The organism is Helicobacter sp. 12S02232-10 (assembly GCF_002272895.1).
In the GTDB taxonomy this organism is placed as follows: domain Bacteria; phylum Campylobacterota; class Campylobacteria; order Campylobacterales; family Helicobacteraceae; genus Helicobacter_J.
This window is the reverse complement of record NZ_MLAQ01000001.1, coordinates 155,748-176,400: the sequence shown is the minus strand read 5'-3', so window position 1 is coordinate 176,400 and position 20,653 is coordinate 155,748. Positions and strand designations below refer to the sequence as shown.

At 34.1% G+C, this 20,653-nt stretch carries 20 protein-coding genes and 1 pseudogene; 12 read left to right on the top strand and 9 right to left on the bottom strand.

Annotation, left to right across the window (positions count from 1 at the left end):
- Positions 1-47: 47 nt before the first annotated feature.
- Genes BKH41_RS00910 through BKH41_RS00900 form a run of 3 tightly spaced genes read left to right on the top strand, consistent with a single transcriptional unit; the run spans position 48 to position 2,085 of the window.
- Positions 48-566, top strand: a complete 519-nt coding sequence (locus tag BKH41_RS00910; RefSeq protein WP_095296540.1) for an OmpA family protein — start codon at positions 48-50, stop codon at positions 564-566.
- 8 nt (positions 567-574) lie between these two features.
- Positions 575-1,528 carry a hypothetical protein gene (locus BKH41_RS00905; RefSeq protein ID WP_257875355.1) on the top strand — a complete coding sequence of 318 codons (954 nt, stop codon included), beginning with the start codon at positions 575-577 and terminating at the stop codon, positions 1,526-1,528.
- Positions 1,525-2,085 carry a peptidylprolyl isomerase gene (locus tag BKH41_RS00900; RefSeq protein ID WP_095296539.1) on the top strand — a complete coding sequence of 187 codons (561 nt, stop codon included), beginning with the start codon at positions 1,525-1,527 and terminating at the stop codon, positions 2,083-2,085. The genes BKH41_RS00905 and BKH41_RS00900 overlap by 4 nt, the downstream gene beginning before the upstream one ends.
- A gap of 48 nt (positions 2,086-2,133) precedes the next feature.
- Here the strand turns inward: BKH41_RS00900 and ligA are convergent, their stop codons facing one another.
- Entirely contained in the window at positions 2,134-4,107 is a 1,974-nt protein-coding gene (ligA, locus tag BKH41_RS00895) for an NAD-dependent DNA ligase LigA (RefSeq protein ID WP_095296538.1), read from the bottom strand.
- A gap of 113 nt (positions 4,108-4,220) precedes the next feature.
- Here ligA and BKH41_RS00890 point away from each other — a divergent pair, with 113 nt between their 5' ends.
- Genes BKH41_RS00890 through ppa form a run of 4 tightly spaced genes read left to right on the top strand, consistent with a single transcriptional unit; the run spans position 4,221 to position 8,066 of the window.
- Positions 4,221-5,162 (top strand): chemotaxis protein CheW, encoded by a 942-nt coding sequence (locus tag BKH41_RS00890; RefSeq protein WP_095296537.1) that lies wholly within the window; start codon positions 4,221-4,223, stop codon positions 5,160-5,162.
- A 35-nt stretch (positions 5,163-5,197) separates the two neighbouring features.
- The gene (gene aspS, locus BKH41_RS00885; protein ID WP_095296536.1) at positions 5,198-6,970 is read left to right on the top strand and encodes an aspartate--tRNA ligase; all 1,773 of its coding nucleotides are present in this window, start codon (positions 5,198-5,200) and stop codon (positions 6,968-6,970) included.
- Entirely contained in the window at positions 6,967-7,545 is a 579-nt protein-coding gene (locus BKH41_RS00880) for an adenylate kinase (RefSeq protein ID WP_095296535.1), read from the top strand. Before aspS ends, BKH41_RS00880 begins: the two co-directional genes overlap by 4 nt.
- Positions 7,546-7,547: 2 nt before the next feature.
- Complete coding sequence (gene ppa, locus BKH41_RS00875; RefSeq protein WP_095296534.1) at positions 7,548-8,066, top strand: inorganic diphosphatase; 519 nt, start codon at positions 7,548-7,550, stop codon at positions 8,064-8,066.
- A gap of 2 nt (positions 8,067-8,068) precedes the next feature.
- On the opposite strand, the gene folE is transcribed toward ppa, so the two are convergent.
- The 6 genes from folE to recR all read right to left on the bottom strand — a co-directional run bounded on the left by folE (position 8,069) and on the right by recR (position 12,752).
- On the bottom strand, positions 8,069-8,617 hold the full coding sequence (gene folE / locus BKH41_RS00870; RefSeq protein ID WP_095296533.1) for a GTP cyclohydrolase I FolE: 549 nt from the start codon (positions 8,615-8,617) through the stop codon (positions 8,069-8,071).
- A gap of 1 nt (position 8,618) precedes the next feature.
- Entirely contained in the window at positions 8,619-9,545 is a 927-nt protein-coding gene (gene htpX, locus BKH41_RS00865; protein WP_095296532.1) for a zinc metalloprotease HtpX, read from the bottom strand.
- Positions 9,546-9,590: 45 nt separating this feature from the next.
- Positions 9,591-10,697 carry a tRNA pseudouridine(13) synthase TruD gene (gene truD, locus BKH41_RS00860; RefSeq protein ID WP_095296531.1) on the bottom strand — a complete coding sequence of 369 codons (1,107 nt, stop codon included), beginning with the start codon at positions 10,695-10,697 and terminating at the stop codon, positions 9,591-9,593.
- Positions 10,697-11,725 (bottom strand): alanine racemase, encoded by a 1,029-nt coding sequence (locus tag BKH41_RS00855; protein WP_095296530.1) that lies wholly within the window; start codon positions 11,723-11,725, stop codon positions 10,697-10,699. Before BKH41_RS00855 ends, truD begins: the two co-directional genes overlap by 1 nt.
- A gap of 27 nt (positions 11,726-11,752) precedes the next feature.
- Positions 11,753-12,067, bottom strand: a complete 315-nt coding sequence (locus tag BKH41_RS00850) for a c-type cytochrome (protein ID WP_095296529.1) — start codon at positions 12,065-12,067, stop codon at positions 11,753-11,755.
- A gap of 103 nt (positions 12,068-12,170) precedes the next feature.
- A complete protein-coding gene (recR, locus tag BKH41_RS00845; protein WP_095296663.1) occupies positions 12,171-12,752 on the bottom strand; it encodes a recombination mediator RecR in 582 nt (193 codons plus the stop codon).
- A gap of 96 nt (positions 12,753-12,848) precedes the next feature.
- Here recR and dnaJ point away from each other — a divergent pair, with 96 nt between their 5' ends.
- Entirely contained in the window at positions 12,849-14,012 is a 1,164-nt protein-coding gene (dnaJ, locus tag BKH41_RS00840; protein WP_095296528.1) for a molecular chaperone DnaJ, read from the top strand.
- A 3-nt stretch (positions 14,013-14,015) separates the two neighbouring features.
- Here the strand turns inward: dnaJ and dxr are convergent, their stop codons facing one another.
- Positions 14,016-15,107, bottom strand: coding sequence for a 1-deoxy-D-xylulose-5-phosphate reductoisomerase (dxr, locus tag BKH41_RS00835; RefSeq protein ID WP_095296527.1), 1,092 nt, complete (start codon positions 15,105-15,107; stop codon positions 14,016-14,018).
- 10 nt (positions 15,108-15,117) lie between these two features.
- On the bottom strand, positions 15,118-15,921 hold the full coding sequence (locus tag BKH41_RS00830; protein WP_095296526.1) for a phosphatidate cytidylyltransferase: 804 nt from the start codon (positions 15,919-15,921) through the stop codon (positions 15,118-15,120).
- 97 nt (positions 15,922-16,018) lie between these two features.
- Between BKH41_RS00830 and mnmG the strand changes: the two genes are divergently transcribed.
- The 4 genes and pseudogenes from mnmG to selD all read left to right on the top strand — a co-directional run.
- Positions 16,019-17,911, top strand: coding sequence for a tRNA uridine-5-carboxymethylaminomethyl(34) synthesis enzyme MnmG (mnmG, locus tag BKH41_RS00825; RefSeq protein ID WP_095296525.1), 1,893 nt, complete (start codon positions 16,019-16,021; stop codon positions 17,909-17,911).
- Positions 17,912-17,922: 11 nt separating this feature from the next.
- The gene (gene dapE / locus BKH41_RS00820; RefSeq protein ID WP_095296662.1) at positions 17,923-19,068 is read left to right on the top strand and encodes a succinyl-diaminopimelate desuccinylase; all 1,146 of its coding nucleotides are present in this window, start codon (positions 17,923-17,925) and stop codon (positions 19,066-19,068) included.
- Positions 19,058-19,411: a DsrE family protein gene (locus tag BKH41_RS00815; protein WP_095296524.1), complete on the top strand. Its 354-nt coding sequence runs from the start codon at positions 19,058-19,060 to the stop codon at positions 19,409-19,411. The genes dapE and BKH41_RS00815 overlap by 11 nt, the downstream gene beginning before the upstream one ends.
- A 69-nt stretch (positions 19,412-19,480) precedes the next feature.
- Positions 19,481-20,449: pseudogene (gene selD / locus BKH41_RS00810) on the top strand (selenide, water dikinase SelD); the annotation flags it as partial.
- Between the last annotated feature and the right edge of the window lie 204 nt (positions 20,450-20,653).

The following is a 20,653-nucleotide window of genomic DNA, read 5'->3' as shown; positions in this document are numbered from 1 at the left end:
TGGATATAATCAAAAGCTAAATAAATCAAAACGCAGAGGAGTTTTCTATGAATAAAATTTTAACAGCAAGTTTTATTTTCGCGGTTTTACTTATTGCTGGTTGTGCTCAAAAGGATGTTACGGTTTCTGATTCAGGAACTGCAGAGCAAGAAAGTATTCAGAATAATGTTGCTGATGTTCCCGCTAAAGAGGAAGCACCTCAGCCAGATCAAGAGGTTCAGAAAGTTTCTAGTGGGACTGTTGTTGGTAGTGTCTATTTTGATTTCGATAAGTTTAATATCAAGCCTGATATGGAAAATGTAATTGATGAGAGTTCTCAAAAAATCAAAGATGCCGATATGAATGTTTTAATTGAAGGAAATACGGATGAATTTGGTAGTGATGAGTATAATTATGCTCTAGGAACCAAACGAGCCTTGAGTGTTAAAAGTGCTTTGGTTATCAAAGGAATCGCCAAAAATAAGATTAAAGTCATCAGTTTTGGTGAAAGCAAACCGGTTTGTCAAGAAAAAACTAAATCTTGCTATCAAAAAAATAGAAGAGCTGATATTAAGCTTGTAAAATAACGACTAATATGAGACAAACCAAATTTTTTTATTCCAATAAGTTTTTATTGGTTTTTTTGGTTTGTCTGACTTTGAACGCTGAACCTTCTGCCTTTGAACTTCAAAGTGGTGCTACAAAGAAAGAACTTAAAACTCTTAAATCTAGTAGTAAAAATCTTGAATCAATTATGACAGATTTGCACAATAGGGTAACTTCTATTGAGCAAATGCAAGATGGTTTAAAAAGCTTGTTTGAAGGACAAACTTTAAAAATAAAAAATCTATTGGATACTGTTGCTATTCACGAGCATTCAATCGCTTCTCTCCAATCCCTTCAGGAGCTTCATTCTGGAACACTTAAGCAACAATCTGATTTGCTTGAATTTTTAAAAGGACAAGTTGAAGCGAATAAAAAATCCATTAAAGAATTGGATAAAAAAATAACGGATATGGGGGAATTGTTGAGCAATATTAATACAACAATGATTGCACAATTAGATTTGATTAAAAAAAATCTAGAAATTCAAACTTCCAATCCAAAACTAAATAAAAATTCAAAACAATCAGAAAATAAACCTTCCGATAAAATCTCTTTTCAAAAAGATATCACGAAACAGAAGCAAATTTTTGAAGATGCCCTAAAATTATTTTCCCAAAATAAATTGGAGGAATCAAAAGCAAGATTTAATTGGATGGTGGAGACAAATTACAGACCTGCAAATAGTTTGTATTTGCTTGGAGAGATTGCATATAAGGAAAAAAAATACCAAGATGCCATTGCACTTTATAAAAAAAGTGCGTTATTGAATGATAAGGCTAATTATATGCCTATTTTATTGTGGCATACTGCTTGGGCGTTTAGATATTCAAAAGATTTGACAAATTATAATAAATTTTTAGAATCTTTGATATACTTATATCCTAATAGTGAGCAAGGACAAAAAGCTAAAGAAATAATAAAACGAACAAAAGGTAAAAAATGAGCAATATTGAAACAAATAAAGTTGTAGCCATTGAATATGAAGTTATGGATTTTGATACCAAAGAGATTGTAGATTCAAATATTGGTGCTAAGCCTTTAGAATTTTTGGTTGGAGCCGGTCAGGTTATTACTGGTTTAGAAAAAGCAATTATTGGTGCAGAGATTGGAAAAAAATTTGAAGTACAGGTTAAGCCTGAGGAAGCTTATGGGATTTATAAAAATGATTTTTTACAAGAAGTGCCAAAAGAGCAATTTGAAGGCATTGAATTAGAAAAAGGAATGACACTTTTTGGACAGGGAGAAAATGGACAAACTGTTCAGGTTGTGGTTAGAGATTTTGGCGATGAGATGGTAATGATTGATTATAATCATCCTTTGGCTGGAAAAACTCTTTTATTTAACATTACCGTACTAGATTCAAGAGAACCGACAGAGCAGGAAATTATGAGTGGAGGTGTTGTTGGAGGTTGCGGTTGCAATACAGAAGGACATCATCACGGACATAAAGACGAAGGTGGATGTTGTGGAGGAAATGGTGAGTGCGGTTGTTCGCACTAACTAAAATCCTCTTTGAGAATTTTTGCATTGTTGATTTAAATAAATGGACTAAAAATTGATTTTTTCGCTTTCAAGTATTTTTTGGAATTGTTCTTCATTAATTGATTCTATACCAAGCTCTTCTGCTTTTTGCAACTTGCTCCCAGCATTTTCTCCATAAATAATAATATTAGTATTTTTACTTACGCTTGAAGTCATCTTTGCACCCAATGATTCAAGTAGTTCGATGATTTTTTCTCTTGGTTTTGAGAGGGTTCCTGTCAAGACAATCGTCTTTGCATTAAAAAAAGAATCTTGAGTATTTTTGATTTCTGGAGCTTGGGGTTCGATGATTTCAAATAACTTTTCTATTAAATCTTTATTGACGATACCAAAATCAATAATAGAAAATGCCATTTCATTGCCAAATCCATCAATAGAAATCAAATCATTATATTTTTTTTTGAAGACTTCTAATCCAAAACTAGAAGCTAATTTTTTACTGGCTCCTTCACCAATATGCTCTATTCCAAGAGCATTTAAAAGTCTCCATAATGGAATGTTTTTTGTATTTTTGATAGACTTAATCAGATTTTGAGCTTTTTTTTCTTGCCAGCCCTCAAGCTTGAGCAATTCTTCTATTCGTATCGAATAAAGATCGAGAATATTTGAAATGATTTGGTTTTCAAATAATTGATCTACTATTTTTTCCCCTAGACCTTCTATATTTAAAGCTTTTTTTGAAGCAAAATAAAAAATTGACTCTTTAACCCTAGCTTTACAAGAGAGATTTTGACATCGAATGAAAATATCTTCTATTAATAGCTCACTACCACATACCGGACAATGGGTAGGTTTTATGATATTAATTTGAGTTCCATCTCGCAAGGCTGTGATAGGTTTAATAATCTTTGGAATGACATCCCCACTGCGGATAATGATAACTGTGTCTTTGATTTTGATATCTTTTTTTTCTATTTCAGAATAATTGTGTAGAGTTGCTCGAGAGATAATTGCCCCTTCAATTTCAACAGGCTCTAATTCTGCGACAGGCGTTATTACACCTGTTCTCCCCACTTGGGTAGTGACAGAAAGAATTTTTGAACTTTTTTCTATAGCCGGAAATTTATATGCACAGGCAAAACGTGGAGATTTGATTGTATAACCAAGTTTTTTTTGAACTTCTATAGAATCTATGATGATTACCATTCCATCAAGCATAATTGGATAAGTATGACGTATGCTTACTAAATGCTCATAAATAGCCCCGATTTCTTCAGCATTTTTGCAGTATGTAATAAAGGGGGTAGGATGAAAACCATATTGCGGGATTTTATTGATAAGCTCTAAAAAGCTTCCATTTTCAATATTGTGTTTGCCAATGCCCCAGGGAATAAATTTTAATCTTCTTTTTGCTGTAATTTTTGGATCTAATTGTCTTAGACTACCGGCTGCAGCGTTTCTAGGATTGGCAAATAAATTTTCTCCGGTTTTAATCCTTTCTTGATTGATTTTCTCAAAATCATCTCTTGCAATGACAATTTCTCCTCTAATTTCAATACCTTCCTTATAGGGAATTTCAAGTGGAATGGATTGAATAGTTTTGGCATTTTGAGTTACAAGTTCCCCTTCAATGCCATCACCTCTTGTTGCTGCACTTTGCAAGATACCATTTTCATAATATAAGTTCAAAGATACTCCATCAAATTTTGGCGAACAAGTAAAAGCCATACCTGGATAATTTTTATAAATGCGTTTGATCCATTCCTGAAGTTTTTGAGGATCAAAAATATCATCTAAACTCCACATCCTCTCCAAATGTTTGTGTTTTTGAAATGAAGTTAATACGGTATCTCCAACTCTTTGGGTGGGAGAAGATGGAATGATTTCGTTTGGATTTATTTCTTCATATGATTTGATTTGATGATAAAGCTTATCATATTCCTCATCAGTTGCAATGGGATCATCTAGGACATAGTAATGATAGGCCATTTTTTTGAGTAAAGCAATGGAGTTTTGATAGTCTTCAAAATTTTTCAACATTGATACCTCGTTTTGATATGAAAATCTCTGCATTTTTGGTAATATTATAGCATTGATTTGGAAGCATTGTTTTGAATAATGCGTTTGAATAATGCGATTAATAAGGAGTTGTTTTGATAAGTGATATTGATAAAACCACTTCGTTGCATCTGAATAATGAGGTGCAGTTTTTATGTTTTACTCTTGATGAAGAATCGAATTCTCAGTTGTATGCAATGAATGTTTTTAAAATTAGGGAAATTATTTATTATGATGGCGAATTTACCGAGACAGCTGGAGAAAATAATGGAATTATGCTTGGTTTTTTAACTGTCAGAGGTGAATCTATTCCTTTGATTGATATGAGAAGATGGCTTTATTATAGCCCTGATGATCCTGAAAGAGATTTAAAGCCTTATTCGATTCAAGCTGAAAAAAGTTTGGTTGTGATTTGTAATTTCTCAAATTATACGGTAGGTTTAAAGATACTTGGAGTTAAAAGGATTATTCAAAAAAATTGGTCAGAAGTGAGCGTGGGTAGCGAATATGGATTTGATGGCAACAGTAAAGTGACAGCCACAACAAAGTATGATGATGGTTCTGTGATTCAGATCTTAGATGTTGAAAAAATGGTTGCGGATGCATTTCCAATGCTTGATAATTTTTCCGGATTGGAATTGCAGCCTATTGAAGCAATCAATAGTAACAAAATTATTCTTCTTGCTGAAGATTCTCAGTTTGCCGCAAGATCATTGCAAAAAATTATTGAGAAGCTTGAATTGAAATATTTTACTTTTCCAAATGGAAAAGTTCTTTTGGATTATTTGTTTTCAAGTGGAGTTATTGAGCATATTGGCGCTGTTATTACGGATTTGGAAATGCCTATGATATCGGGGTTTGAAGTTTTGAAACGCATAAAAGAAAGCCCTGAGACTAAACATATACCAGTCATTGTCAATTCCTCTATGAGTAGTGATTCTAATAAACAGATGGCGCAAACTTTGCATGCTGACGGATTTATTACAAAATCGAATGCAGCAGAGATTGAGGAGTTATTAAAGAAATTTTTGGCGTGATGGAATTAAGAATTATTTTGTAAAGAAAGGTGACAATGCGAACTCATTTATGTGCGGATTTAGATGAAAAAAACATAGGAGAAAATGTAGTTTTGTGCGGATGGTGCAATACTTATAGAGATCACGGAGGAGTTATTTTTATTGATCTAAGGGATAAAAGCGGACTGATTCAATTAGTTTGCGACCCGACTTCTCCTGCTTATTCTATAGCTTCAAGTGTGCGGGATGAATATGTTTTAATCATAAAAGGCAAGGTCAGATCAAGAGGCGAGGGTTTGGAAAATCCCAAATTAAAAACAGGTAAGATTGAAGTTGTACTTGATGCAATTACCATTGAAAACAAAAGTTTGACTCCTCCCATAATGATTGGAGATGAAAACGTTAATGAAGATTTAAGATTAAAATATCGGTATTTGGATTTGCGTTCAAAAAAATCTTTCGATATTTTTAAAATGCGTAGTGACATTGCTATTGCTGCTAGAAATTCTCTTGCAAAAATGGGTTTTATAGAGGTTGAAACTCCAATTTTGTCTAAAACAACCCCAGAAGGAGCAAGAGACTATTTAGTTCCAAGTAGGGTGCATGATGGAGAATTTTTTGCGTTGCCTCAAAGTCCTCAACTTTTTAAACAAATATTAATGATAGGTGGGTTTGATAGATATTTTCAAATAGCTAGATGTTTTAGAGATGAAGATTTGCGAGCTGATAGACAGCCTGAATTTACTCAAATTGATGTGGAAATGAGTTTTTGCACTCAAGAAGATGTAATGGAAACGGCTGAAAGATTGCTTAAAGATATTTTTGCAACTGCATCTGTGGATATATCTGTGCCTTTTATGAGAATTAAATATATTGATGCAATGGAAAAATATGGTTCAGATAAGCCTGATTTACGTTTTGATATGCCTTTTGTGGAAGTAGGGGATTTGTTTGTTGATTCAAATAATGAAATTTTTAGCGCGATTGCCAAAGATAACAAAAAAAATCGTTTTAAAGCACTGAAAGTAGAGGGGGGTGATGAATTTTTTACTCGTAAAACTTTGGGAGAAATTGAAGAATTTGTCAGAAAATTCGGCGCTAAAGGGTTGGCTTATATTCAGTGCAAGGAAGATGGACCTAAGGGGCCTTTAGTAAAGTTTATTTCTGAAAATAACCTGAAAGCATTATTGCAAAGAATTGGGGCTAAGATTGGAGATATTGTTTTCTTTGGAGCAGGGGAGAAAAAAGTTGTTTGGGATTATATGGGCAGACTTCGAGTTAAGATTGCCCAAGATATGAAAATTATTCCCGACAATATGATGAAATTTTTATGGGTGGTTGATTTTCCTATGTTTGAAAAGGCAGATGGAAAGGTTTCGGCTTTGCACCATCCTTTCACAATGCCTAAAGATTTAAATAAAGATGAGATTGAAGATATTGAATCTGTTGCCTATGATGTAGTTCTAAATGGAGTGGAACTTGGCGGAGGAAGCATTAGAATTCATAAAGAAAATATTCAGGAAGAAATCTTTAAAATTTTAGGGATTGGAACAAATGAAGCAAAAGAGAAGTTTGGGTTTTTGCTTGAAGCTTTAAGTTATGGAGCTCCACCTCATGGAGGATTTGCTATAGGATTTGATCGTTTGGTTATGTTGCTTACAAAATCAAACAGCATTCGAGATGTTATAGCATTTCCCAAAACTCAAAAAGCAACTTGTTTGCTAACAGATGCTCCTAGCAGCGCAGATGAAGAGCAATTGAGAGAATTGCATATTCGCTTAAGAAATCAGCCTCATAGCCAAGAATCATTTAAAAAGGAGATGAAATGAAAAAATTATTTTTAATAATCGGGGCTCCCGGAAGTGGAAAAACTACCGACGCTCAATTGATTGCTCAACATCACAACGATAGAATCGTGCATTACTCTACCGGAGATTTATTGAGGGCAGAAGTTGCTAGTGGGAGCGAGAGAGGGAGATTGATAGAAAACTTTACCAGCAAGGGCAATTTAGTTCCATTGGACATTGTGGTAGAAACAATTGTAACGGCCATTAAAAATGCTCCTAAAGATGTTATTATCATTGATGGCTATCCTAGAAGTGTTGAGCAAATGGAATCTCTAGATAAGGTTTTAAAACTTCAAAATGATGTGCAATTGCTAAGCGTAATTGAGGTGGATGTGAGTGAAATAGTAGCTAGAGAGAGAGTTCTTGGCAGAGCTAGAGGCGCTGATGACAATACTGAAGTTTTTAACAATAGAATGAAAGTTTATCAGACCCCTCTTAAAGAAATTCAAGATTTTTATTCAAAAATGGGGATTTTAAAGCGAATTAACGGCGAAAGAAGTATCGAAGAAATTGTAAAAGAGATGGAAGTTTTCATCGAATCAAAATTTAAGGAGTAAAAATGAATATTTCAAAAATACCCGTTGGAGAAAATCCTGACAAGGTCAATGCAGTCATAGAGATTCCCTATGGATCAAACATTAAATACGAAATTGACAAAGAAAGTGGTGCTGTTGTAGTAGATAGAATTATGTATAGTGCTATGTTTTATCCGGCTAATTATGGTTTTATTCCAAATACTTTGAGTGAAGATGGAGATCCTGCAGATATTTTAGTTCTGAATGAATACCCTCTTCAAGCTGGAAGTGTGATTAAATGCCGCTTGATTGGTGTGTTGGTTATGGAAGATGAAAGTGGGTTAGATGAAAAACTTTTAGCTGTTCCATTAAGCAAAATAGATCCTCGCTATGATGGCATTAAAACTTTACAAGATTTACCAAAAATAACTTTGGATAAAATTAAAAATTTTTTTGAAACCTACAAAATGTTAGAGCCTGGAAAATGGGTAAAAGTAAAAGGCTTTGAGGGAAAAGAAGAAGCTTGCGCTATTTTAGATAAGGCTATTAAATCTTATAAATAATTTTAAGATTTTAAAAGTTGCATAAATTCTGCACGAGTTCGGGAGTCTGATTTAAAAAGACCTCTGATTGCACTTGTATTGATTCGTGCATTTTGTTTTTGAACTCCTCGCATACTCATACATAAATGCTGTGCTTCACAAACGACCATAACTCCTTTTGGAACTAACACTTCCATTATGGTTTCTGCGATTTGGGTAGTGAGTTTTTCTTGGATTTGCAGTCTTCTTGAATAAATTTCTATAAGTTTCACTAAGCCGCTAATGCCTGCGACTTTTTTATCTGGAATGTATCCAATGCTGATGTGTCCAAAAAAAGGAAGTATATGATGTTCGCACATTGAATAAAATTCGACATTCTTAATCATCACCATTTCATCGCAAGCTCCTTGTTCAAATACACTTCCAAGAGCTTCTTTGGCATTTTGAGTGTAACCGCTATATAAGAAATCCCATAGTGTTTCGACTCTAGAAGGGGTATCTTTGAGTCCTTCACGATTTGGGTTCTCACCAATTTTTTTTAAAAAATAGTTAAAATAATCTTTATGATCCATATTATCTTCCTAAAAGAGATTTGATTCTATTTTGTATGCTTGGATGCGTACTAAAAACTTCTGAAGTGTCAAAAATATAAGCTGCTTTTCGAGTCGGGTTAGTGTCAATTTCTGAATAATCGTTCGTGCTGTAATCCCCACTGATTTTTTGCAAAGCTCTAATCATTGGTCTAGAATCTTCCATAATATAAGCCGCCCCACTATCTGCCATATATTCTCTACTCCTACTTAGATACATTTGTAAAAATAGTGTAAAAATAGGAAGAACGAATTGCAAGATTAATAAAATTGTTTTTGCTGCATTAGCCCCTTTTTCACGATTATTACCCATAAACATCCAAACTGCAGAATTAGCAACCAAAAGCATAACATTACTTAATATCCCTACGCACATCGTCAATCGAATATCTCCGTGCCTGATGTGACTGAGTTCGTGAGCCATAACAGCTTTGAGTTCATCTCTTTCAAGATTTCTTATCAAAGCTGTCGTGAGGGCTATCAAAGAATTTTTTCCATTCCAACCGCTTGCAAATGCATTCATATAAGGAGCATCCATTACATAGAGTTTTGGGATAAATGCAGTTTTAGATTCTTTGATGAGTTCTTCAAGAATTTCATAAATTTGTCTTTCAGTCTTACTTAAAACTTTTGTAGGATCAATTAATTTGTATTCATTTCCATTCAGCATAATTCCCGTAAAATTTTGAATGGAAATATAAATGATTACTAAAGCTGCAAATAGCATACATATAGTGATTGTAGGAAAAATTTGAAATGTGATAAGCTCTACCATACCCGTGCTTAAAGATGGTGCATTGATCCTGATAATATCCACAAGCAGTCCAATCAGAATAAAAATCATTATATAAGTAATCAGAACCGCATTTGTTTTAGCACGATTTTGAGAAATTATTGATTTAAAATCCATCGATCATTCCTTGTTTGATTGAATGTTTATTATCGCAAAGAAATTTTAATCAATTCTAATGTTTTTATGTGCAAGTTCTTCGATTAAAGTTGTTGCATAACTTCCTTTTGGAAGCGAAAATTCAAGCTCTACCCAAGCTTGTTCTTGAATATAACGATATTTTAGGTCTTCAATCCATACCCAAGCAAAACGTCTTGAACCATCAGCCTTGAGTTTTTGATCATCAAAAGTTTCTTCAAATTTTCTTGAAAAGGAAGTTGATCGGGGCGTTTTCACTCCTGCTAAAAGTCCTGTTGGAACAATATCTTTGCTAAAGAAACGCTCAGAATCATTTTGAATATCTGAGGTAAAAAGCTTTCCATAAGGGTAGTGATGCATCAAATCCCCTTCGAATAATTTGAAAAAATGTGGTTGGGAACGAATGGCTTTAATAGTTTCCAAAGATAAAGAAATTTGCTGCTCTGAAAGTGCGTGTTTGATTTCTGAAGGTTCAAAGCTTTCAAAAATTTTACTGATTTTGATCCTTGATTCCAGCCATTGATTAAATAAATAACTTTGATAGCTAGAAATAAGAAAATTATTTATTTTTTTATTTCTTAACTTAAATTCTTGATGAGCAATTTTTTTTCCTTCTATATGATTATTACCATCTTTTCCAAATCTTTGATATCCAAAATAATTGGGCAAGCCATTTTTTAAGATTGTCTGCAAAACAGATTCAATTTTTACAAAAACTGAAGGGGTAATTTTTTTGAGACGAATAAAAAAATTATTCCCCTTAAGATGACCTATTTTTAGTTTGTTGGAATGGAGGCAAGATGAGAGTATCTTGATATTTTTTTCTTCAAGCAAAGAAAGTTTATTTTCCAAAGATTGGGCGAAATTTTTATGGATAGAAATATATTGGGAAGTTGTTGCTGATTTATCTTTTAAACCTGCATAGCCAATATCGCCGGTTTTGCACCCGATTATGCCTGATAAGATTTTTATCATTTCAAGAGTATTTAAACCTTTTTTGCGAATATTTAAAATCAAATGCTCCCCATTTTCACTAAAAGGATATAAAGGAATTTCCCGAACCATAAAGTCTCTGGGGTTTTGTGAAAAATGAAAGTCTATGGGAGAGTGATTGAGTGCGTAGAGCTTATCCATTAAATAAGTGTTCGCTTAATGAAAGGGGATAGGCTCGTAAGGACTTCATAAGGGATGGTATGAAACATTTTGGCAATAGAAGAAACATCATTAAACACACAAACTCTTTCTTCTTGGGAAATGCAAGAAAAGCAATCCATAGAAGTAATGGGTAATATAAGATACCCTTCAGCTGTTGTAAGCTCGCCTTTACTGCCATCGTGTCGAAAAAAACCATCACCATAGCCTATATCATAAGTACTAACAATAGTATCTTTTTTTAAAACGCTTTTTCCTCCATAGCCGATTTTAGAACCTTTTGGAAGTCTTTGCTCACATATTTTATCTGCCCAAAGTGAAGCAATGGGTTTTAAAGATTCAGCAATCGGTATGGGAAAATTATTGCCAAGATAACCGTAAGCTGCAATGCCTATGCGGACTAAATCATCCTCGATTTTTCCACTTCTAAGAGTTCCACAAGAGGCTAAAGAATGGAATCTTGGAAGAGCAAAACCAAGTTTTTTGGACAGATAGACAATCTCTTCTTTTACTTGCAAAAAACTTTTTTGAGCTTCCTCAAAATCATTATTTTTTTCATCTCCATAGCCATTGTGCATAAAAACTCCAAAAAGATTGAGTTTTTTGCTTAAAATTTTTTCGATAAAAAAAGAGAGATTTTGTCTTGGGATACCGTTTCTATTCATTCCGGTATTGATTTCAAGTTCAATAGATCGTTTTTCTTCCAAATGTTCTAATGTATTTAATGAATTAATGGATAAATGAATATTTTTGGGAACCTTTGGGGATATATTTCCATAAAACACTGTGATATGATCAAAAAAATGAGCAATTTTAAGTGCTTCAAACTCATTCTTGACAAAAACACTCTTGATACCATACTCGCAAGCAAGTGAGGCAATTTGCTCAATACCGTGTCCATAGGCATTATCTTTAAGAACAAGGGCGAGTTTATTTTTATCTTTTATATGAGATGCAATGATATCAAGATTATTTTTGAATGATTTTGAATCAATAAGTATTTCAGACATTGTCAGGTCGGGGAAATCCCCGATTGATTATTTTTTAGGAGGAAGTTTAGAGATATAATCAGCAAGAGCTTCAATATCTGAATCAGAGACATTCTTCATTTGTGCATACATAATTGCTTTTGCACCTCCATTATCTGCTGTTCCGGCTTTATAACCTTTAAGATCTGCCAAAAGTTTATTTTTTGGAAGACCTGCAATAGTTATCCCTCCTTTAGCTCCGGGAGCAACTTTTTGTCCGTTTGCGCCGTGACAAGCAACACATTTTTTAAAAGCTGCAGGAGCTTCAGCAGCTATGGCCAAGCTTGCGGCACCAAATAAAGCTATGATAAGAAGCTTTTTCATTGTATCTTTCCTTGTTTGTTTGTTTTCAAAGAATTGTTTGCGCATTTCAAACAATTCTTTAACGATCGTATTCTACAAATTTCAACCTTAGATAAACCTAAGTTTAAAGCTTTACTCTTGAAGTAAATGCTCTTAAGAGTGAAAGTTGATCAATATTTTCAAGACCAATTCCTGTAGGGACTCCTTGTGCAATTTTGCTAAAAACTAAATCCAAATCCTGAAGTTTGTCTTCAATAAAGAGCATAATGGCATCATTTGCAAGAGTTGGTGAAAAAGCAAAGATAATTTCTTTAATCTTATTTTCTTGGATATATTTTCTAAAAAAAACAAAATCAATTTTTTCAAGTTCATCAATCACTTTATATTTGCCTTCAAAATCTCCGATTTCTTCAATCGTAAAAATATCTTTTGGATGCAAAACTACACAAAGTTGGCTATTTTGACGATTTTCATCCAGACAAATCTCACAAATCTCGCTTTCACTCAATCCTCCACATATCTTGCATTTTCTTACATTGTCAATTGCATTTTCTATTGAATGTGCAATTTTGAGTGCCATATATTTGTCTTCGACGCTTAAGCTATAAGCCATTTTTTGAGCAGATTTTTTGCCAATGCCAGGAAGTTGCTCAAGAGCTTCAGTAAGAGAAAAAAAGTAATGCAAAGTATTTTTATATGTTTTCATAAATGCAATCATAACTGAAGGAATTTTAACAATGGATAAAACTTTTTTAAGATAAAATTTTGTCTTAAAAATTTTTGATATGGGAGATATTGGAGTTTGGAACATTTTGATTATTATGAAATTTTAGAAATCAGTAAAACTAGCGATAAAGAAACCATTAAGAAAGCCTATAGAAAAATGGCTCTAAAGTATCATCCCGATAGAAATCCTGATGATGAGAGCGCTGAAGAAATGTTTAAAAGAATCAATGAGGCATATGAGGTTTTAAGTGATGATTCAAAACGTCAAATCTATGATAGATATGGCAAACAAGGGCTTGAAAATAATGGATTTAGTGGATTTAGTGGGAAAGATTTCAGCGATATTTTTGGGGATTTAGGCTCTATTTTTGAGTCTGCTTTTGGGAGTGGATTTGGTTTTTCTCAATCATCTAGGAGAGAACCTAGAGCTAAATTTAATCCTGATTATCTCTATAAATTAGATTTAAGTTTTAAAGAAGCCGTTTTTGGCTGCAAAAAAACAATCAAAACCAAATACAAGTCCTATTGTGAAGATTGTAATGGTAGTGGTGCTAAAGACGGAAATCTTGAAGTATGTACAGAGTGCGGGGGTAAAGGGCAGGTATTTATGAGGCAAGGATTTATGACTTTTGCTCAAACTTGCTCAAAATGTTCTGGAGAAGGTCGAATTATCAAGGAAAAATGTCCTAAGTGCAAAGGTGAAGGTTTTAATTTTGTAGAAGAAAGTTTTGAGGTCGCCATACCTGAAGGAATGGATGATGAAAACAGAATGCGAGTAGTAGGGAGAGGAAATCGCCAGAAAAATGGTTCAAGGGGTGATCTTTATATCGTGACATTTGTAGAACACGATGATTATTTTGTTCGAGATGGGAATGATGTTTATATAGAAGTTCCTGTGTTTTTCACATCTATTCCTTTGGGAGCGAAAATTAAAATTCCATCGTTGCGAGGAGAGCTTGAACTCCAAATACCACCAAATTCTCAAGATGGTTCTAGATTTGTATTTAACAAAGAGGGAATTAAAGAGGTTAATGGAAGAAGCTATGGTAATTTGATTGCTGTCATTAGAATTGTTTATCCTAAACAACTTAACGATGAACAAAAAAATCTTTTATTAAAGCTTCATAACAGCTTTGGTTATGAGAGTGAGCCGCATAAAAATCTTTTTGAAGAATGTTTTGACAGGATTAAAAATTGGTTCAAAACGGAAGTGAAAACTAAATCAAAGAAGAAAAAATAAATCTTATAAAATTGAATTTGCGAATATTCTCACTTCTTTATCAAGCATTAAAATATCTTCTTGCGTTTTTAAATAGAGGAGATCGGAATCAAATTTTTTAAGACTTTTTTCAATAAGAATCCGAATACCTCCAAACGGAATTTTGGACTCTAAAAATTTTTTAACCGCAACCTCATTGCTAGCATTCAATATCACACCTAAACGAGGATTTTTGACCAACGTGTCTTTAAGATTCCATAAAGGGAATTTTTTTGTATCAATGGGTTCAAACTTTATATTCTGTAATTTTTCAAGCTCAATATTTGGAATAATGTTTATTGTTGAAGCTTTGTGCAAATCAAGAGCATAAGCTATAGGAAGTTTCATATCTGGAATGGCAAAATGAGCCGTGGTACTGCCATCGACAAACTCAATCAAGGCGTGAATATTTGAGGTTCTTTCAATATAACCTTCAATTGCATCAGTCTTAAAAAGCCATTTGGCTTCAAGGACTTCAAAAAGCTTATTGACCATACTTGCTGAGTCGATTGTAATTTTTTTTCCCATCTTCCAATTAGGATGATTGAGGGCTTCTTGAGCATTTTTAGAAGGAATGTCTTGATAGGGTGTATCTCGGAATGCTCCACCACTTGCAGTAATGACAAGTTTTTTAAAAGGTTTGTTATTTTGAAGATACCATAACCCAAAATGTTCGCTATCGATGGGAACGATTTTGCTTGTATCAATGAGCCAGCCTGCACTTACTAGAGATTCTTTATTTGCTAAAGCAAGTTTTTTCCCATATTTAAGGCTACAGAAAGTGGGTTTTAATCCCGCAAATCCAACTAATGCATTGAGTACCAAAGAAGATTCGGATTCTTCTATCATTTGAGAAATCCCTTCTTCTCCGACGTAAACTTTTGCCCCTCTAGAGTTTAGCTTAGGAAGATCTTGTGAATCCATAATAGCAACTTTTTTTGGTGAATAAAGCTTTATTTGATCATTAAATAAATCAATATTACGACCTGCGCTTATACCCTCAATAGCAATTTCAAATTTTTGAGCAACCTTAAGCGCATTCACGCCGATTGTTCCTGTACTTCCTAAAAGTATCATTGAAATTCTTCTACAAAAGAATAATGGAAGTTTCTTTCCATATTTTTAAAAAATATAACAAAAAATGTATTGTAACCGCACCAAATAATATGGCATCCATTCTATCAAGCATTCCTCCGTGTCCAGGAAGAATATTACCACTATCTTTCAGATCTGCATTTCTTTTGAGATAACTTTCATAAAGATCTCCAAAGATTGCGCTGAGAGAAATGGCAAAACTGATCAAAAGAGAAATGATGAAATTCCCACTTAGTCCACCCATACCGATAAAACTCCCAATGGCTACAGCAATTGCTAAACCAATAATTGCTCCTTCTAAGGTTTTGTTTGGAGAAGTTTGGGAAAAAGGTGTTTTTCCAAAAGCTTTTCCTCCAAAATATGCACCGATATCAGTTAGTGCAACTACAACAATGAGCCAAATAATTGCATTGACTCCAAAATCCTTATAAACAGCAAAAATTGTTAGAAATGGAATGCTTGGATAGATAAAGGGAAGAATTTGTTTGGGATTGAAAGATTTTTTATAGGCTAAAAATCCTGCCATTATCATTGCGATAAAAATAGCAGATTCAATCGGTCTGCCATTCAAACCTGCAAGTATCCAAACTACCACAGCAAGCAGATACATCATCGGATGTCTTTTGCATCCAAACAGTTTGATGGCTTCATTAAATCCAAGAATATAAGTAATTCCAAGTATTGCCCAAACCAAAATGGTATTGTCTATATATAAAATCAAAGCCAGACATAAAATAAGGATAATTCCTGTGATATAGCGTTGCTTATTGTTTGAAAAATTTTCTTTAAAACTCATTTTTTCCTCATTCTTGCGATTGGTGTATGCGTGGAATTATAATGTAAAACTTATTAAAGCTTCGTTATAATCAAGCCAAAAGTTTTCAAGGCTACAGATGGAATATGATGTGATTGTAATTGGCGGGGGACACGCCGGTATAGAAGCCGGAGTCATCAGTGCCAAAATGGGTGCAAAGACCCATCTTTTAACAATTTTGATAGAAAACATCGGATTAGCAAGTTGCAATCCCGCCATAGGAGGGCTAGGTAAGGGACATTTAACAAAAGAAGTAGATGCTTTGGGGGGCGTGATGGGGATAATTACCGATCATTGTGGCATTCAATATCGAATTCTAAATGCTTCTAAAGGTCCTGCTGTCAGAGGCACAAGAGCGCAAATTGATATGGATAAATATCGAGTATTTGCAAAAAATCTTGTTTTAAATACCCCGAATTTAAGTGTCTCTCAAGAAATCGTTGAAGAACTGATTGTACAAAATTCTCAAGCAATCGGCTTAAAAACAAGTGTAGGTAAAACTTATTTTGCTAAAAAAATTATTGTTACAACAGGAACTTTTTTGAGAGGATTGGTACATATTGGTGAAAGTCAAAGCCAAAATGGACGATTTGGAGAAAGCGCTTCTATAGGGCTTTCAAAAAATTTAGAGATGCTTGGATTTGAAATGGGTAGGCTTAAAACGGGAACTTGCCCCAGAATTGATGGAAGAAGTATTGATTTTGAAAGGCTTGAAATTCATAACGGGGATTTTCCAGCTCCTTGCTTTAGCTATAAAACCGATTCTTCTTCTTTCGATCCTTTGCAACTTCCTTGTTATGTAACTTATACGAACGAAGCCACACATAAATTGATTCGAGATAATTTTTATCGAGCCCCTTTATTTACAGGTCAAATAGAGGGTGTGGGTCCTAGATATTGCCCTAGTATTGAAGATAAAATCAATCGTTTTGCAGATAAAGAACGCCACCAACTTTTTTTAGAACCCCAAACTTCTGAAGCGGTAGAATATTATGTAAATGGTTTAAGCACTTCCTTGCCTTTTGATGTACAAGAAAAAGTCATTGCTTCCATTGCCGGTCTTGAAAACGCCAAAATTACACGTTATGGTTATGCGATTGAATACGATTATATCCATCCCACCGAGCTTTTTCATACGCTTGAGACCAAAAAGATTCAAAATCTTTATTTGGCAGGTCAGATCAATGGTACTACGGGTTATGAAGAAGCAGCAGCACAGGGAATTATGGCAGGGATCAATGCGGTTTTGAGCTTGCAAAAAGAAGATAAAAGGTTTGATTTTGGTGGGCTTAGCGAATTTGTTTTGCGCAGAGATGAGGCTTATATTGGGGTAATGATAGATGATTTAGTAAGCAAGGGGACTAAAGAGCCTTATAGAGTTTTTACTTCAAGGGCGGAGTATCGACTTTTGTTACGAGAAGATAACGCTATTTTCAGGCTTGGTGATTATGCACATCAACTTGGCACTATTGATGAAAATGCTTATCTTTGTCTTGCTAAAGATAAACAAGATATTATCAATGCGATGAAATATTTGGAAAATACCACTTTTACCCCTTCAAAACAAAACTTAACCTTGCTTGAACAGCTTGGAGAACCCCCTATCAATGACAAATGTATGGGGGTTTTGATAGTAGGAAGGGATAGTTTTGATAATGAAAAATTAAGAAAATTTCATTCTGATTTTAAAAATCTTAGCAATAGGGCGTTAGAACAAATTCGCATTCAATGCAAGTATTACAGCTATATTCAAAAACAACGCGAAAATATTGCCAAAATGCATCAAATGCTTCAAGTCCAAATCCCGCAAGATTTTGTTTTTGATGGCATTCCAGGATTGAGTTTGGAAGTGATTGAAAAACTCAATAAATTTCGTCCTAAAACCCTATTTAACGCCTCTGAAATTAGTGGAATTACGCCTGCAAGCATTGATGTATTGCATTTGTATATCCATTTGAGAAAAGCTAGATGAGAACAAATGTAATGAATCCTACAGAAGTCTTGAGTAAGCTTGTTGCTTATCCCACAATCACACCTCAAGAATGCGGGATATACGAATTTATCCAATCCTTAGTGCCTGATTTTAAATCGTTTGCCATCAATGAAGGTGGAGTAAAAAATTTATTTTTATTTAAGCATTTGGGAGAAAGTGAAAAAAAACCTTTGCATTTTTGTTTTGCCGGTCATATTGATGTGGTACCTCCGGGAAATGGTTGGCAAAGTGACCCGTTTATTCCCGAACTTAAGGGTGATTATCTTTATGGCAGAGGAACGCAGGATATGAAAGGTGGAGTAAGCGCTTTTTTGTGTGCTTTGAGAGATTTTTTGGATTCAAAAATTCTACAAAAACCTCTTATTCTTTCGATTCTGCTTACAAGCGATGAAGAGGGTAAGGGTACTTATGGGACTCAAATTGTTTTGCAAGATTTGAAACAAAGAGGTCTGTTGCCTGATATGGCACTTGTTGCTGAACCTACTTGTGAGAAAAAAATGGGAGATACGATTAAAATAGGTAGACGCGGATCTATCAATGGTGTATTGAATATTAAAGGGATTCAAGGACATGTGGCCTATCCTGAAAAGTGTCGTAATCCTATCGAGTTATTGGGCGCAAGGCTTGGTAAGCTCGCGGGAGTAAATTTGGATCAAGGAGATCAAGATTTTGCACCCAGTAAGCTTGTGATCACTGACATTCGTGGTGGAATGGAGGTTGTGAATGTAACGCCTGCAAACTTAAAATTAATGTTCAATGTCAGGAATTCGACAAAAACAAAATTAGAAGATGTGAGAAATTATATCTGTGAGGTTTTAGATGGTCTAGAATATGATTTGGAATTAACCCAAAGTTCCCATCCTTTTTTGACTTCTTCCTCTTCTTTTTTGGCACGCTCTGTTCAAAAAGCAGTTTCAAAAACTTGTTTTTGTGAGCCAACTTTTAGTACAAGCGGAGGAACAAGTGATGCGCGCCTTTTGAGTGCTTTTGGGGTTGAAGTTGTTGAATTTGGCACTCTTAATGACAGAATTCATTCTATTGATGAAAGAGTAAATATAAAGGATTTGAATCTTTTATATGAGACTTTTTTAAATTTATTACATCTTTTAAATGAAAAGGAAAAAAATGAAGAATAAAACCTTGCTTTTTAAGTCCGATAAAATAGGCGAAGGTGATTTAGGAAAAGTTGTGAGTGCAGGATTTATAGGAGCGATGTTGAAAGTTCCTAAAGAGATTTTGCCTGAAAAAATTGTATTTTTAAATCGCGGTGTGTTGTTGAGCACACAAAATGATCAAGTATCGAACAAAGATATTGTAGAAAATTTAAAAATGCTTGAAAATTTAGGTGTAGAAATTCTTTCTTGTCAAACTTGTTTGGAATATTTTGGACTCAAGGATAAAGTTTTAGTGGGTAAAATAAGCAATGCTGTAGATGTGATGGAAAATTTATTGGGTAATGAAGGTGTGATTTCACTATAAGATTTAAGGTTTGAGATGAATAAAAAATTGACAAAATTTGTTCGTTGTGCTGGTTGAGCTGCCAAAGTAGGTCTGGAAGACCTGAAACAAATTACGGCAAATCTCAATCAGCCTGATTACGAAGGGTTGCTTATAGATTTTAAAAACAATGATGATTGCGGTATTTTTCGTCTTGATAAAAACACTTTATTGGTTCAAAGCGTGGATTTTATCACGCCAATTGTTGATGATCCTTATATTTACGGGCAAATAGCTGCAGCGAATGCACTGAGTGATGTATTTGCAAAAGGAGCAAAAGCTTATACGGCATTGAGTATTTTAATGTGGGATAGGGAACATTTAGATGTCGCAGATACCAATGAAATTCTTCAAGGTTCGCTTTCCAAACTTATTGAAGCAGGTTGTGCTCTTGTTGGAGGGCATAGCATCAATGATAGCGAGCAAAAATATGGATTAAGCGTAACTGGAATCATCAAAGATGGAATTTTTTGGCAGAATAATACTGCTAAACTTGGTGATGTAATCATTCTAACCAAGCCCATAGGGAGTGGTATTTTATCTACAGCATTCAAAAATGATCAATTCGAATTTAAAAAAGATCTTGATGTAGTAATGTCAATGAGCCAACTCAACTTTAAGGCATCTTTGTGCGCTAAGGAATTTGCTATCAGTGCTTGCACAGATGTTACAGGTTATGGTCTCATTGGTCATTTGAGTGAGATGATTAATGATAGGATTTCCATTTGTGTTTATTTCAATCAAATCCCATTTTTTCAAAGAGTTTTGGAATTTGCAGATCTGGGGATTGTATCTGGAGGTAGTTATCAAAATAAGAAATCATTAGAATTTGCAGTTAAAAATACGACTGGCTTAAACGATATCGTCTGTTATGATGCCCAAACATCAGGCGGACTCTTGATTGCACTAAACCAAAAGGAAGCTCCAAATTTGCTTTCTTTACTCCATTCGCAGGGAATTGAAGGCAAGATTATTGCTGAATGCATTCCAAAAGATACATATAAAATTTATTTAAAATAAGAATTTCACTAAATTTACAATCATTGAATTGTTGTTATATGAAATAATATTTTCGGTTTAAAATGCCATAAATAAGGCAAGAATTAGAAAAATTAAGATATAATATTGCCTCATTTTCAATTTTAATGAAATGAAGCTCACACACGCTAGTTCTTCAAAGGTTGCGACATTGTCGTTAAAGAGCGTGGAGGCAAAACTGATTAA